Raw genomic sequence first — 15,081 nt, forward strand, 5'->3', positions numbered from 1 at the left:
CCGAGGAGTCCTTTCCTCGGCATTGTTTCTTTTTAAACCGTACTGACTTCTGCTTCAAAGGGGATCCACGTGTCGGAAGGACGCAAGGCAGGCCTGTTTCTCATCTTCGTAACTGTTTTTATTGATCTGCTCGGTTTTGGAATCGTACTCCCCCTGCTCCCGCGATATGGAGAGCATTTTGAAGCAGGCGGTACCACGCTCGGACTGTTAATGGCATCCTTTTCCGCCATGCAGTTTCTGTTTGCTCCGATCTGGGGACGCCTGTCCGACCGGGTAGGACGCCGCCCGATTTTGATTCTGGGACTCGTGGGCTCCACCTTCTTCTACGGCCTGTTTGGTTTCGCGACCTCACTGGGGAATACGGGAACATTTCTGGGAATCGGCGCTTTAACATGGCTGTTTATCACACGGATCGGAGCCGGCATCGCCGGAGCTACAATTCCAACAGCGCAAGCATACATCGCCGACATTACCGGTCCCAAAGAGCGCGGTAAAGGCATGGCCCTGATCGGTGCCGCCTTCGGTATCGGATTTACGTTCGGTCCACTCATCGGTGCTGCTTTTGTTTCTGCAGAAGCGGGAGCGACTCCCAGCGCTGCTCCCGGCTATGTGGCCAGCGTGCTCTCCGGCATCGCTGCCCTGCTGTCCATTTTCAAATTACCGGAATCACTCCAGCAGAAAACGGCAGAGTCACTGACTCGTCGCCACCACTGGTTTGATGTCGCCAGCTTCAGGCACGCGCTCTCAAAACCACGAATCGGTCTGATCCTGCTGACCATCTTTTTAACCACCTTCGCCTTTGCCCAGTTCGAATCCACCCTCTCACTGCTCACGCAGGAACTCGGATTTGCTGCCCGCAGCAACTTCTTCATCTTTGCCTACATTGGCCTGATCCTGACACTCAGCCAGGGCATCCTGGTGCGACGGCTGATCCCCAAGCTGGGGGAATTTCGCATGGGTCTCATCGGAATCGTCTTAATGGTGATTGGGCTGTTATTAATCGGAGTCGCCGGCAATTCCGGTTCCTATCCCCTGCTCTACGCGGTGCTCCCCATCTCGGTGATTGGCTTTTCCGCCACCACCCCTTCCCTGCAGTCTCTGCTTTCGCTGAATACTTCAGATGATGAACAGGGAGGAATTCTGGGAGTCGGCCAGAGTATCTCAGCTCTGGCTCGAATTCTGGGACCGCTGGCCGGGATCATTCTGTTCAAGGGGACCAGTAATGGACTGGTCGCCGGCAGCATCACCGCTCCCTACTGGGCGGGAGCAGGGATCATGGTACTGGGGCTGCTGTTGATGAGCGGTCTTAAATCAGGCAATTCAGAATCGAATGTTTCTACACAAGTCGAAACTTAAGTCCAGAGAGCGGCTTTCGAACCCGGGCTTGTCCTAACTGCCGGAATTTGATAAAGATACCGCAGATTTGGTACAGATCTTTTCCGGTAATCATTCAGACAGGCACGGATGCCATGCTCAATCGAATCTTACAGTCAAAATGGACCAGACGCAGCTTACTTACTCTGGCCACTCTACCATTCGTCCTTTCCAGTATCGCGTACTGGAATGGTTCTACCGTGCAGAAATCGATGGCAGGAGCCCCTCGCCCTGCTCTGGCATTTGAAACATTTCTCGTCGACCGGGGAATGATTAAAGAGACCGAACGTGTCGTCGGTGCCCGATTTCGCTTCAAAAACCTGAGCGATCAGACCGTCACAGTCAAAGAACTCATTCCCAGCTGTGGCTGTCTGCAACCTCATCTGGAGAAACGGGTCTATGAACCTCATGAATCAGGCGAGTTCATCCTCAAAATGGAAACGGCGGGTGAATCTCCCGGACAGAAGGAGCTCTTCGTCGACTTCAAATACGAAGATACGATGGAACGCGTGGCCCGTTTGACCTTCAAAGTGGAACTCCCCATTCGCAGACTGGTTGTTAAACCGAAAGCACTGGTGATCTACCAGTTCACCCCCGGACGCACCGTCCACCCCGTGACAGTCTCCGATTATCGTGGCGGTAAAGATTTTGAAATCACCAACGTCAAGAGCACATCCAAATATGCCAAGGTGGAACTCGGTGCACTGGAAAACAACGATGGTCTCCGACAACAAAAAGTGGATGTGATCGTAGAAGATCTTGTGCCCCCGGGAAAACATGACGGCCTGGTTGTGATTAAAACCAACGACACCGATTTCCCGGAACTCTATGTGCCCCTTATTATCCAGGGCCCCGATCAGAAAACCGTTCTCAGGCCCGAAGTCGCTTCACCTCAGGCTAATTGAGGCGTCCTCAAACCCTGCGATCAGCAGTTTTTGTGACTTCTAAGACTTTTTTCTGACTATTTCTGTACGAAATCTCGACGCCTGCACCACTAATAATAATAGAGAACCCCGAGTTCTCTTTAAATTATTAACTTCTTTCAGCTCAACAATGGTGCAGCATGCGTTTAACACTCAGAACTCTGATCGCTTATCTGGATGATGTTTTAGAGCCGGCCCAGATCAAAGAAATCGGCAAAAAACTGGAGGAGAGCAGTTACGCCTCCTCGCTGGTAGAACGAATCAAAGATGTGTTACGCAGACGCCGCCTGACTGCTCCGGAAGTCGAAGGCCCCGGCTCTAACCTCGACCCGAACACGGTCTCTGAGTATCTCGACAACACACTCCCCCCGGAAAGTGTTGCCGATGTGGAAAAGATCTGCCTGAACTCGGATGTTAATCTGGTGGAAGTCGCCGCTTCCCATCAGATCCTGACCCTGGTTCTGGGGGAACCAGCCACCGTTAACCCTGATACCAGAGAACGAATTTACGCCCTGGGACCAGCACTGCGCAGCGACCAGACAGAAGCGGCCCCTCAGACTCAGACGGCTGTTGCTGAACCTCCGGCTGCCCCTCAGCCAGTTGCCGCAACGGCTCCCGTCAGAACCAGTACTCCGCCTCCACAACAGTCTATTCCCGCTCGAGAACCAGAACCTTTTTCCTCTCGGATTCCCGACTACCTGAAAACCAAACCGCTCTGGAAGCGTTTTACGCCTTACGTCCTGATTCTGCTCACCGCAGTCGTCTGGGCTGGCCTGTTCTTCAACGATCCAACCTTTTTCCCGTCATTCTTCACACAGACTGATGCCACGCCACAAGTGGCTGACAATCAGGTTGACAACCAAGAAGTTGATTTATCTAAACCCCAGGAGCCGACACCAGAAAAATCGGCGCCTGCGTCAGCAGAGCCGGGAGCTGACGTCGCAGCGACGCCCCCTGAAAAACAACCAGCTAAAACGACACCGGTTCCCCCCAAACCGGAGCCTGCCGGTGACACCGTGGCTATGAATACCAAACCCCCTGCATTTGATGCACCACCGCCCGCTGATGCAGAAACAGTTGCTCCTACTGCAGTTCCCGCTAAGCCCCCCGTGGAGAACCTGCTGCCGGCCACCCCCGGCACGACAACACCTGCTGAACCTCCGACAACACCACCGGCTGCACCTGCTAAACCAGCAGATAATACCGTAGCCTTGAACAGTAAAACTCCTGAAAATGCCGCTCCTGCAGCACCAGCGAAAATTGAAATGGCGGATGCCGCTCAGAAAGCACCGGCTGCACAAATTGAATCAGAAGATGGATTCTTCCTGGCCCAGGTCGATCAGAAACGTGAACTGGCCGACAAAAATGACTGGTTAATCCTCTCGAAGGTGATGCCGATTCAGGCTGGTTCCGCAGTCGCCTCACCCGCACCGTTCACCGCGCGGATTAATATCCCCGAAGCCCTGTGCAAAGTAGTTTTACTGCCCGGAACAGAGGTGACTTATCAAGGTAAAAACAAGGCCGCCGAGATGGGGTTCAAGATCCAGGAAGGCCGTCTGAGAATCGAAGCCTCCCGTGGCCTGAATGATGCCCGGGACGCAGCTGGACCAACTCTGTCGATCAAAGTCAATGATGAGCTGTGGCGTATCGAACTGGTCACACGCGACAGCGTGTGTGGCATTGAAATCGATCCCGTACAACCTACCCACCCCGACCAGAAACCCGGCCCTGACAACTACACAGGGATCCTGTATGCCTATTCGGGGATGATCCGCTTCTCAGATGGATCCGGCAAGGTGCACACCATCGATGCCGGCCACTGGATGTCACTCTCCGCTAAAGATCGTAAGGCCGGACGAATCAATCCTTCTGTTGGAGATAAACCCCTGCGGGTTCCGCATTGGGTCGAACCTAACTACAAAGACAATTCCTACCTGGCCCGTCGTCAAATCGCGGCTTTTGCCAAAGAGCTGAAAGACGATCAGCTGGTCTCCCTTACCATGCCCGCCATTACCAAAGATTTGAAACCCAACATATCCGACCTGGCAACCAAATCTCTGGCGTTAACCAACCGTTACCAGGAACTGGTGAAGGTACTGAATGAAGTTGACCATCACGAGTCCCGAATGGAAGCTGTAAATGGGATTCGAAACTGGCTCTTACGTGATCCGCAAAACGGCGAGTTGCTCACAGCAGCACTCCAGAAACAGTTTTCCCCCGAGATGGCAGAAACGATGGAACGCCTGCTCTGGGGCTTCCAGAAACAGGATGCCCAGGATCGTTTCATCTCAGGCAGACTGGTAGAGTGGCTGGAACATCCACATGTTGCTGTCCGGGAACAGGCTTTCAATTATATTCACGAACTGACAGACCGTCCCATCGACTACTCTGACATTGCGACCCCCACACAACGACGGTCAACAGCTCGGCGCTGGTTCTCCCACATTGAAAAACATGGCTCGCTGGTAGAACCCCAGGCTGCCCCTGTGAATCCACCGGAAAAGTCATTTAATCCGATCAACTGAGATCAAAGCACCAAACCAGACCCGAGTCCGCACGGATTCGAGTCTGGCTCTATCACAGGATTAATTATGGACTTAGCTTCGCAATTAATTCCCGATATCACATCAAAAAACGTGAAAAAATCAACGAACTCCTCTTGCTCGATTTTTTAACGACTGTTATCTTTCGCCCACCTCTCTCCCAGTCCTATCCCGATGAGTTTCAATTCGTCAACAAAAACTATCCCCCCGAACTAAACCATTTTCCGACAGTATGACACTCAGAAATGAGTTCTGAGCCCATACTTACAAACGATGGAGCTGTGCACGATGCACTCAACTCGAAACAGATTTTCGGTTCTCTGCAATCTGGCAATCTTATTTTCACTGGGAACACTGACGTTATCCGGCTGTAATACCATGCATGGCGTGGCCAGTAACGAAATGGGAAATGGTTACTATCAACGTGGGGATTATGCTCAGGCGCATGCAGCTTTTACCCGGGCAATCGCAAATAATCCAACAAATCCCGACTACGTCCATAATCTGGCAGTCGTAATGGAAAAAGAAGGTGATCTGGCCGGTGCGGAACAGACCTACCGCAATGCCCTACGAGTTGATCCGACTCACCAGCCTTCACATCACGGACTGGCGGAACTCATGATCAGCCAGGGACGTCAACAGGAAGCCGCTCAGCACATTACCGCCTGGCGGGACACTCAGCCTTACATTGCAGAGTCTCACCTGGAAATGGCCTGGCTGCTGCAACAGAATGGTGACATGACAGGAGCAGAACAGTCTCTGAAAGCTGCTGCGAACATTGACCCCAACCATCCCAAAGTTTTAGCTCACATGGGGCAGGTCTATCAGCAGAGTGGCCGTAACGAAGAAGCTCTGGCGATGTACGAGCAGTCCCTCCAGTCTGAATGGTATCAGCCACAGGTTCAGTCCCGGATCGCTTCATTGAAAAAACCATATGCCCCCGCCAGCCCGCAGGACCGGATTGTCGCGAAAGGATGGGAACATGGCCCGCTGGGTAATGGCAGCATGTTCCGTTACCAGACACGCACCGCGCAGGCCAGCTACACACACCCTCTTCCCACCTACACCGGCAGTGCTTCCAGCGGGACTGTGGCTATGATGAACTCACCGCAGATCAGCCATGCGAATGCCTACTCCACCGGCAGCGTTGCCTCACAGCCCATGCTGGTGGCTCCCGGAGCAGTTGGCCAACCTGTCCCCTACGGTGTTGCAACCGCACCTGAGCCAATCAACGTTGATCCAGCTCATTACCCGACAGAACCAGCCACAGCCGGCGCAGCTCCCGTTGTCCAACCCTATTGATTTTCATGATTTCGGTCAAAAAGTCGCGAGACTTTGTATCCGACTGCGTTGACCGGACATGTCGTCATGATAGAATAAGACTCCCACGGGATGTGGCTCAGCCTGGTAGAGCGCTGCGTTCGGGACGCAGAGGTCGCAAGTTCAAATCTTGTCATCCCGACTCTTAAGTCAAACACAAAAGACCACTTATCGAAACAGGTTCTGTTTCAGTAAGTGGTCTTTATTTGTTGTAGTTTGATACCCATTCTCAAAACACTCCGGGCTGTTTAAAAACGCCCCCCAGTGACAGGCAACCATTATCTGCATGCCCTCAATTTGTATCCCGAGACGGCATGCGCTATGATTGAATCTGCGTCATTGAGCATTCCCACATAACGAGAGATAAACTCCATGGCTAATCGGCCCGTCAGAGAATTAGAAGTGATTCGCACAACCAGAATCACGGAGCATATGTTGCGAATCACTTTGGGCGGCGCTGCCATGGCCGATTATCCCAGCAATCAGGAAAGCGCTTACGTGAAACTGATGTTTCCACAAGCAGATGACCAGCCCCCACAGAAACGATCTTATACTATCAGACAACAGCGTCCGATGGAAATTGACCTCGACTTTGTGCTACACGATCCCCTGGGGCCCGCGTCCTCCTGGGCGAAACAGGCGCAACCGGGAGACCGGATCCAGGTCGGCGATCCCGGCCCGAAAAAATTGATCAATCATGACGCTGACTGGTTTCTGCTGGTCGGTGATATGGCCGCATTACCAGCGATCAGCGTCAACCTGGAGCAGTTGCCCGACGATGCCAGCGGACATGTCATCATCGAGATTCCCAGCGAAACAGATATCCAGACTCTGAAAGCACCCGCTGGTCTGAAATTCCACTGGGAAGTCAATCCCCAGCCGGATCCTGAGGGAAGCTTTCTGATTTCAAAAGTCAAAGCCTTACCCTGGCAGGCAGGCCAACCAGCCGTCTGGTCCGCCTGCGAATTCAACAGCATGCGGAAACTCAGGCATTTCTTCAAGGAAGAACACAAACTTCCTGACAGTCACTTATACTTGTCGAGCTACTGGAAACTCGGGCAGTCCGATGAAGGGCACAAACAGGCGAAACGCCTAGATAACGAACAGTCTGCGGGAGCAGGCTAGTCGTACCATTTCGGACATGCCGTGTGTCTGAAACACCACTTTAATGGTTTCCTGGGCTTACATCAGAGTGTGCATCCTGACGTCGCCGTCAGTAACTCTTCTGACTTCTCTGTTAAGACACATCACTTTAATCTCGGCTCACAGGACAAACACGGTCTCCGCCAGTTGACCTCGCATCTTCCCCTCAACTACCATTCGTCAAAGCGACGGGTTGGTCTCCCCAGAGTTGTATCTGGCAACCATTTCCATATGGAATGAAAACCACTCCTGGATAACTCACCGAGTCGAAGTCCTTGCAGGATTATTTATTGTGCCTTTAGTGGATATTGAAATTTCAAATCACGGTTCGGTCTTGCCCGATGAGATTGATCGCTTTCTTCGTGAAGCGGATATGAGAGTCAGTCAGTTTCTTGAGAATAATCCACGTCGCGCCAGCAGCTTCATCCCCAGTGATTTCAAAACCGTTTATCACGCTCTGCAAGCCATCACCGATGAGAATCTTGCCCCTGGCGATATGATGTGCGAATGGGGTAGCGGTTTCGGTGTAGTGGCCTCGCTTGCCTCAATGCTTGAGTATACAGCCTGTGGCATTGAAGTTGACCAGGACCTCGTTGACGCAGCCCGCAGGCTGGCAGATGATTTTGGTCTGCCGGTCGAGTTCGCCTTAGGTAGTTTCATTCCCTCAGGCGCGGAATTAATTGCCGAAGAGGCGTATGTCGAAAACAACGCCGAGTATTCCTGGCTCATCACAGATGCGGAAGATGGATACGATGAGCTCCAATACAGTCTCGAAGATTTTGATCTTGTTTTTTCCTACCCGTGGCCCGGTGAAGACTATCTGATCGCTAATTTATTCGAGAAACATGCCGCTGAGGGAGCACTGCTACTGACGTACGACTACCCTGAAACAATGCGTCTGAGACGTAAGGTGAGCGAACTGCCCTCACCCCTGTAACGGGTTCGGATTCCTGTCTCCCCTACCACAGTCCCCACTTCTGGTTTCGATTTCTGCATCAGCCCCTTTTCCGCCAGGCAAGGGCGCATCACTGCTCCCATTCACCCACTCCCGACTCTGAGCCTGTGGACGTCTGGAGCATCACCTGCCTGGGAAGATCTCACACAGAACCCTGTGCCGGTCGAATCATAGCCAGCTCTTAACATCATCTTAATACACACACTTCTTTTATGCAATAGTATTGCATTTGCACTTGAGTGTAATTATATTCGATTCTCACCCATCCGACACAAACAGTACTTGAAGTGAGATTCTACATGGATTACCTGAACCATATCGTGCCGTCTGCGGGAAACAGTTCCGAGATGGCCCTGCTACTTGTACTGTATTTCGTCGCCTGGGTCAGCCAGTCGGCAGGTCTGGTTGTCTCGCGTCAGTGGTACCTGGTTCCATTTGCTGCAGGGCTGGTGGGACTCACAGGCTTTCTGCTAAATCCGATTGCCGATTCCAGGACACTCTTCGATATTAAAACCGCCCTGCTGTCCCGTGATTCGCTACTCCTGCTCTGTGGGGGACAGCTATTCCTGACAGCAAGCTGCCTGGTGGCCGCTCTGCACTCTGTTTCCAGTTCCTGTCCCGAACGCTGGCGAACAGCCCTGGGGTTTCTCAGCTGTATTCCCTCACCTGCTGTAATCGTCTTTGCACTCCTGCTGGAATTGCAATGGCTGTCCTCTCAAGCAGGTGCCCGGCCTGAACTGGCAGGTATCGGGGTAGGCGTCTTTCTGGCATTGAGCATGTCTCTGCTCTGCTTATTGGGAGCCTGGTTGAAACAGACCTTCGTATTACGCTTTCAGATTGCCTGCTGTTTGACGACTGGCATTCTCGCAGGACTACTCACCACTCTCGGTCAATCCCTGCCTGGCGTCCAGACGACTCAAACATTCCGACAGTTAATTCAGGAATCCGGACTGGCGGTGCTGATTACCGTGGCTTTAGTCGCAGCTGGCTTCCTGCTGGAACGAAACCACCAGAGGCGTCAGATTCAAGCTCCGTCAGACGGTAAATCATCCTAGTTTTTTACTCAACACATCCAAAAGTTTTAATACCATGAATCAAATCACCCATGTATTTTACATCTTGTCCAATGCTCTGCTGATCCCGGTCATGCTGCTGCTGTTATTTTCGTTGATCAGAGTCCTGACCCAATGTGGACGGACTCTACAGGAATTTCTGAGTCGCAATCAGCATCGCGAGCAGCGTCAGACCGTCGAACTGGCCATCCAACAAAACGAGGCAGAATGGCCTGAAACCTCTGGTAATGAGGAATTTCTCAGGACGTTGCAACAGATTCGTTTTGCAGGAGATGATCTACCACGGATCGCTTACAGTATTTCCCAAGCTGAAATGCACTGGCAACGGAAAGTAGACCTGCTTCGGGGAATGGTGAAACTCGGCCCCAGCCTGGGACTGATGGGAACCTTGATTCCACTCGGACCAGCCCTGGTTGGCCTGGCAGTCGGCGATATTCAGACGATGAGCAATAACCTGGTCATTGCCTTCTCCACTACCGTACTGGGTCTATTCGTCGGTATGCTCGCTGGTTACCTGGTTACGATCCACAAACACTGGTACCAGGCTGATCTCTCTTTACTCAATTTCGCTGCAGAACGACTCTGCGGGCTGCCAGAGCCTTCTGAACATCAACAGGAAGAAAAGTCGATCAACACTCGGACTCGAGATGCAGGAGACCGTATCCATGTCTGAACAGAGTCATCTAGTCTCCACAAATCAGTCACAGCAGGGGAACCGACTGCAGCAGCTTCGTACCCTGCGAACAGGAACATCTTCCCGGCTGTCAGACGACACAGAGGATGACCCGTTGGCAGCACTGGCCAACCTCTTTGATGTTGCCATGGTTTTCGCGGTTGCCCTGATGGTCTCACTGATTTCCTATCTGCAGGTCCCGGCCCTGCTCAAGGATAAGGATTACACCATCATCACAGACCCTGGCACATCCGAGATGGAAATCATCGTCAAAGAGGGACAGGAAATTAAACAGTATGAGGCCTCCCAATCGAAGGGAGCGGGCAAAGGTCAACTGCTGGGGCAGGCGTACCAGTTACCAGACGGGCGAGTGATCTATGTGCCTGCAGAGGGTGAGCCGACTGGTACCCCGTAATTTCTACTGACATTCCATATTGATGAAGATTAACGATGTTCAAGAAATATTTAACCTCTGTTGTACTGTTGGCCCTTTGCTTTTCAGGCGGACTCTGGGCGTACTATGAATATCTCCGCCCCTTTCGGATTGCCACTATCGGTTTTTCCGACACCGACTGGGCGAACTGGGAAAACGCTTTGCAGCAGACCCCCTACGCGTTACACCGTTATCCCGATGCAGGCATCGATTCTGCCAACCTCCTGAATTACAATCTGGTTTTCATTCGCGGGCAGGGTCTGAATCTCACCCCCGAACAGGTAGCACGGATCGCACGTGCCCGTGCAGCGGGAACGCACTTTTATATCCGAACCGCAACCAATGCCCTGTCTAGCCAGCAGAACAGTCTGCCGGAAGCACATCGTCAGCAGATAGCCGACTATTTAAAGCATGGCGGAGAAGATAATCTCATCGGCATGGCTCATTATGCAGCCCATCACCTGGGGGGCCGGGAAGTCGAAGTCCCCGCGCTGATTGAAGTTCCTCAGTATGGATTTTTCCACCTGGACGGAAAAATCTTTGAGTCACTGGCGGACTATGAAGCGTTCGCTGCGACACAGACATCAACCAGAGATACTGAACCACCTCGAGTCGCTCTGTTAGCCGGTTTCATGGATCCACAGGACAAAATGAACCGGGAGCCGGTAGATGTTATTATTCGGCAGTTGGAAGCAGGCGGTGCGAAGGTCTATCCCATTTTTGGTCGTACGGAAGCTTTCTCTCTTCTGCAGGCTGTCCAGCCCGATCTGATACTGACTTTCCCACACGGTCGCTTCTCGTATGGGGGACAGGGAGACCAACTGCTCCGCGAGCTGAACTGCCCGATCGTCAGCGCGCTTCCGTTACTCTCAAACCGTGAACGCTGGCTCAACGACGAACGCGGAATGGAAGGAGGCTTCATGGGTCAGTCGATCACGGCCCCTGAACTGGATGGCATCATCGAACCCATCGTCGTCTCTTCCATGGAACCTAATGCACGCGGGATCAATGTTCGGGCTCCTATGGACGATCAGATCGAAAATCGCGTGAATCTTCTTCTGAACTGGCTTAAGTTACGAAAAAAACCAAATTCAGAGAAACGGATTGTCATTGTCTATTACAAGTCCCCAGGCATGGCGGCATTGTCTGCCGGCGGTCTGGAAGTCGCTCCCGCACTCTGGAACACAATACAGCGTCTTCAATCTGAAGGTTACGATCTCGGCGGTCCCCTCCCGGAATCACCCGACGCTTTGTTCACACTCATCCAGGCAAAAGGCAAGACACTCGGACAGTGGGCCCTGGGTGCCTTTGAGAATTTTCTCAAAGAAGCTGATCCGGAACTGGTCCCAGCCACCCGCTATGCGGAATGGTTCCAAAAGGCACTCTCACCGAAGCGGCAACAGGAGACCATCAATCTCTGGGGAGAATTACCCGGCGAAAAAATGGTCACCAGCGTTGCTGGCCAACCTCATCTGGTCATCAGCCGCATTCAGTTGGGGAATGTCGTGATTATGCCCCAGCCAACCGTAGGTGGAGGCGGCGAGACGGAAGACGAGATCAGCTCAATCCATGGGACTGACCAGGCTGCCCCACACTTTTATCTTGGTGCCTACCTTTGGGCTCGTTATGGATTCCAGGCCGATGCGATCATGCACTTTGGCACGCATGGCTCCCTGGAATTTACGTATGGGAAATCAAACTGTCTGAGCCGAGACTGCTGGCCACATATTCTGATCGGCGATGTCCCCCACATTTATCCCTATGTGATCAATAACGTCGGCGAAGCCCTGGTTGCCAAACGGCGTTCCAATGCTGTGATTGTTTCCCATCTGACGCCCCCTTTCATGGAGGCGGGACTCTACGGCGACCTCTCTCTGCTGCACGATAAAATTCATGACTGGGAACAGGTAGAAGATCCCCTGTTGCGAGAAGAGACACTCCGTTCGGTAACGGAACTGGTGAATGAACTCAACCTCGCAGAAGATCTGGGGCTGAGTGGAGAAGAACTGACCAATCGACTGTTAACCGAAGCAGAACTGACTGAAGTTCACAACTATATTCATCAGTTGAAAGATCAGACCATCACCGACGGACTACATGTCATCGGTCGCAACCTGGGAGAGAAACAGATTGAGCAGACGGCTACCGCCATGCTCGGGGAACAAGGCGTCGATCAGTTACTGGCTGCATTGGGAAAACCGGTGAACCAAGACTCGATGGAATACCGACAGGATCTGGCCCGACAATTCGTCTCCGAAGTACTCACAGGAAAACTGAAATCCGATTTACTCTTCAGTGCAGACGAACAGGCGCAAATCAAAGCAGCTGTTGCAGCCGAAAAACGGAGAACGTCTCCCGCCTCGGCACAGAAACCAGATGGACTCTCCGGGGCTACTCAGAAAGGGAAAGCAAAACACAATCAGCAGACATCTCCCGGCAAAAGCAGTTCCTCATCCCATCCGAAAGATCCACAACAGAAACAAGGGACTCAATCAGCAGACGCAGAGCCAGTTGATTCTAAACAGCCCCCAGTAAACGATTCACCAGCAGCTGATCATAGTTCGCGGTCATTCTCTGCTGCACAACTGATCTTCGTAAGCGCTGATGCTCAGCCCACCGACGATCAGCAACTCGCTCCAAGAGTGAAGCTCACAACGGGCTCTCCTATAGTCGCGAGAAAACCCCAGGAGGAGCCTGAAATAAAACGACTCTGGAACTCTGTGAACGAGTTCAAAGCGATGATTGTCAAATCTCCTCTGCAGCAACAGAAACTGATCGAGCTCATCGAAGTCTCCCAACGGAATGCGCGGAATCTGCAAATCTCTCCGGAACGCGAACTGGAGCAGATTACCGCTGCTCTCAATGCCAGTTTTATCGCCCCCTCCAGTGGCGGAGACCCGCTGGTTAATTCGGATGCTATTCCCACCGGACGTAATCTGTATTCTATCAATGCAGAACAGACACCCACGCCGGAAGCCTGGAGGGTTGGCGTCAGACTGACAGATGAGATGCTGGCAGCGCATCAGGCCTCACACGCTGGCAACTATCCCCGTCAGGTTGCAATCTCTCTTTGGGGAGGTGAATTTATTCGAGGCAAAGGAACTGCGATCGCTCAGATCCTGTATCTGATGGGGATGCGTCCGGTCTGGAATTCGCGTGGCGTGGTCTATGATGTCGAAGTCATTCCTTCAGACGAACTCCAGAGGCCACGCATCGATGTTTTGGTCCAGACGTCTGGTCAATTTCGCGACGCTGCGGCTTCCCGGATCAAACTGATTGATGATGCCGTTCAGATTGCCAGTAATCTGGAACAGGAAATATTTCCGAACTTCGTGCGCGAAGGAACTGAACAGACAGAGCAGGACCTGAAAAAAGGTGGCGTGTCAGCCAAAGATGCCCGGGATTTTGCTACGTCCCGAATTTTTGGCTCCGCCTCTAACAGTAGTTATGGTACCCAGATCATGGGCATGGTCGAACGGGGAGATACCTGGGAGTCTGAAAGTCAGGTCGCGAAACGCTACATTCAGAATATGTCGGGAGTCTATCGGGACGGTGACCGCTGGGGGACGGTTCTGCCGGGCCTGCTGGAAGCGCAAATGCAGGGAGTCGAAGCGGTCGTGCATCCCCGCTCATCGAATACGTGGGGGCCACTTTCACTCGATCACGTTTATGAATTTATGGGGGGAATTACCCTGGCTGTTCGCGATACAACGGGGACTGACCCTACGGGCTATTTCAGCGACTTGAGACAACCCGGTCGCGCCAAAGTCACCACATCCATTGGCGCTATCCGCGAAGAAGCCCGGACCGCCTTGTGGAATCCCCGCTTTATTCAGAGTATGCAGCGTGAGGGGCCTTCCGCTGCTGCTTCACTTACTGAAAATGTACGTAATATGTATGGCTGGAATGTCATGCAGCCAGCGGCTATCAGCCAGGATATGTGGGACGAAACCTTTCAGGTTTACATTGAAGACAAACATAACCTCAATCTGCGCGAATACTTTGAAGAGAAAAACCCGTATGCACTGCAGGACATGACTGCGGTGATGCTGGAGACGGCCCGCAAAGGGTACTGGACTCCCGATAAAGAAACCCTGCAGAAACTGGCTGCAGTGCATACCGAACTGGTAGCCGAACATGGTGCTGCCTGTTCTTATGAAACGTGTGGCAATCAGGCATTTCATGATTATTTGAAGCAGCGGTTAAATGCCCCAGGCAACGAAACCAGTCCCACTACCCTCTCTGACTATCAGCTCGCGTTGTCAGCGGCTCTCCAGCCGACACAGTCATTGCCCGAAGTCGAAGGGATTGAAATGAGTGAAGTTCAGCAAGAGTCCACCGAAGCGGAAGTAATTCCCGAACAGAGCCCGGCACTGATGATCCTCGTTTGTTTTGGAGTGATCTGTTTCGTCCTGGGTTCCAGTATTCTGCGTAGAGAAAAACGACAGATCTCATGACTCAATAGTCTGCTCAATTACAACAACGACAGATTCATCAGTTCCTGATATGTATCCGAGGGGAGGCTTCTCTCGGATACAATGCTCTCTGTACGCCCTCCCTTCACAGGTTTCCAGCCCGCATTTCCTCTGCGCGTATTAATGTCTAAGGCATTTTCATAAAAAACACATTAATGCAATTGCTTTG

The 15,081-nt window shown here is 52.4% G+C and carries 10 protein-coding genes and 1 tRNA gene; all 11 read left to right on the plus strand.

Annotated features, from left to right (window positions below; genetic code table 11):
- Positions 1 to 69 precede the first annotated feature (69 nt).
- The 11 genes from FYZ48_RS12105 to FYZ48_RS12155 all read left to right on the plus strand — a co-directional run bounded on the left by FYZ48_RS12105 (position 70) and on the right by FYZ48_RS12155 (position 14,894).
- Positions 70 to 1,356, plus strand: a complete 1,287-nt coding sequence (locus FYZ48_RS12105; RefSeq protein WP_149340639.1) for an MFS transporter — start codon at positions 70 to 72, stop codon at positions 1,354 to 1,356.
- A 113-nt stretch (positions 1,357 to 1,469) separates the two neighbouring features.
- Complete coding sequence (locus tag FYZ48_RS12110; RefSeq protein ID WP_149340642.1) at positions 1,470 to 2,279, plus strand: DUF1573 domain-containing protein; 810 nt, start codon at positions 1,470 to 1,472, stop codon at positions 2,277 to 2,279.
- 158 nt (positions 2,280 to 2,437) lie between these two features.
- On the plus strand, positions 2,438 to 4,822 hold the full coding sequence (locus tag FYZ48_RS12115; protein ID WP_149340644.1) for a hypothetical protein: 2,385 nt from the start codon (positions 2,438 to 2,440) through the stop codon (positions 4,820 to 4,822).
- A 306-nt stretch (positions 4,823 to 5,128) separates the two neighbouring features.
- Positions 5,129 to 6,142, plus strand: coding sequence for a tetratricopeptide repeat protein (locus FYZ48_RS12120; RefSeq protein WP_187781988.1), 1,014 nt, complete (start codon positions 5,129 to 5,131; stop codon positions 6,140 to 6,142).
- 86 nt (positions 6,143 to 6,228) lie between these two features.
- Positions 6,229 to 6,302 (plus strand) — tRNA-Pro (locus tag FYZ48_RS12125).
- A gap of 230 nt (positions 6,303 to 6,532) precedes the next feature.
- Positions 6,533 to 7,285, plus strand: coding sequence for a siderophore-interacting protein (locus tag FYZ48_RS12130; protein ID WP_149340648.1), 753 nt, complete (start codon positions 6,533 to 6,535; stop codon positions 7,283 to 7,285).
- 226 nt (positions 7,286 to 7,511) lie between these two features.
- The gene (locus tag FYZ48_RS12135; protein ID WP_149340650.1) at positions 7,512 to 8,240 is read left to right on the plus strand and encodes a hypothetical protein; all 729 of its coding nucleotides are present in this window, start codon (positions 7,512 to 7,514) and stop codon (positions 8,238 to 8,240) included.
- Between the two features lie 317 nt (positions 8,241 to 8,557).
- The gene (locus FYZ48_RS12140) at positions 8,558 to 9,313 is read left to right on the plus strand and encodes a hypothetical protein (protein ID WP_149340652.1); all 756 of its coding nucleotides are present in this window, start codon (positions 8,558 to 8,560) and stop codon (positions 9,311 to 9,313) included.
- Positions 9,314 to 9,347: 34 nt separating this feature from the next.
- Entirely contained in the window at positions 9,348 to 10,004 is a 657-nt protein-coding gene (locus FYZ48_RS12145; RefSeq protein ID WP_149340654.1) for a MotA/TolQ/ExbB proton channel family protein, read from the plus strand.
- Complete coding sequence (locus FYZ48_RS12150) at positions 9,997 to 10,419, plus strand: DUF2149 domain-containing protein (RefSeq protein WP_149340656.1); 423 nt, start codon at positions 9,997 to 9,999, stop codon at positions 10,417 to 10,419. Before FYZ48_RS12145 ends, FYZ48_RS12150 begins: the two co-directional genes overlap by 8 nt.
- Positions 10,420 to 10,454: 35 nt before the next feature.
- On the plus strand, positions 10,455 to 14,894 hold the full coding sequence (locus FYZ48_RS12155) for a cobaltochelatase subunit CobN (RefSeq protein WP_149340658.1): 4,440 nt from the start codon (positions 10,455 to 10,457) through the stop codon (positions 14,892 to 14,894).
- Positions 14,895 to 15,081 lie beyond the last annotated feature (187 nt).

It is taken from the genome of Gimesia chilikensis, assembly GCF_008329715.1.
GTDB lineage: Bacteria > Planctomycetota > Planctomycetia > Planctomycetales > Planctomycetaceae > Gimesia > Gimesia chilikensis.

What these genes read in the sequence shown, in the direction of transcription:
- FYZ48_RS12110 (WP_149340642.1), top strand. Translation starts at nt 1,470, where the DNA reads ATGCTCAATCGAATCTTACAGTCAAAATGGACCAGACGCAGCTTACTT.
- FYZ48_RS12115 (WP_149340644.1), top strand. Translation starts at nt 2,438, where the DNA reads ATGCGTTTAACACTCAGAACTCTGATCGCTTATCTGGATGATGTTTTA.
- FYZ48_RS12120 (WP_187781988.1), top strand. Translation starts at nt 5,129, where the DNA reads ATGCACTCAACTCGAAACAGATTTTCGGTTCTCTGCAATCTGGCAATC.
- FYZ48_RS12130 (WP_149340648.1), top strand. Translation starts at nt 6,533, where the DNA reads ATGGCTAATCGGCCCGTCAGAGAATTAGAAGTGATTCGCACAACCAGA.
- FYZ48_RS12140 (WP_149340652.1), top strand. Translation starts at nt 8,558, where the DNA reads ATGGATTACCTGAACCATATCGTGCCGTCTGCGGGAAACAGTTCCGAG.
- FYZ48_RS12145 (WP_149340654.1), top strand. Translation starts at nt 9,348, where the DNA reads ATGAATCAAATCACCCATGTATTTTACATCTTGTCCAATGCTCTGCTG.
- FYZ48_RS12150 (WP_149340656.1), top strand. Translation starts at nt 9,997, where the DNA reads ATGTCTGAACAGAGTCATCTAGTCTCCACAAATCAGTCACAGCAGGGG.
- FYZ48_RS12155 (WP_149340658.1), top strand. Translation starts at nt 10,455, where the DNA reads ATGTTCAAGAAATATTTAACCTCTGTTGTACTGTTGGCCCTTTGCTTT.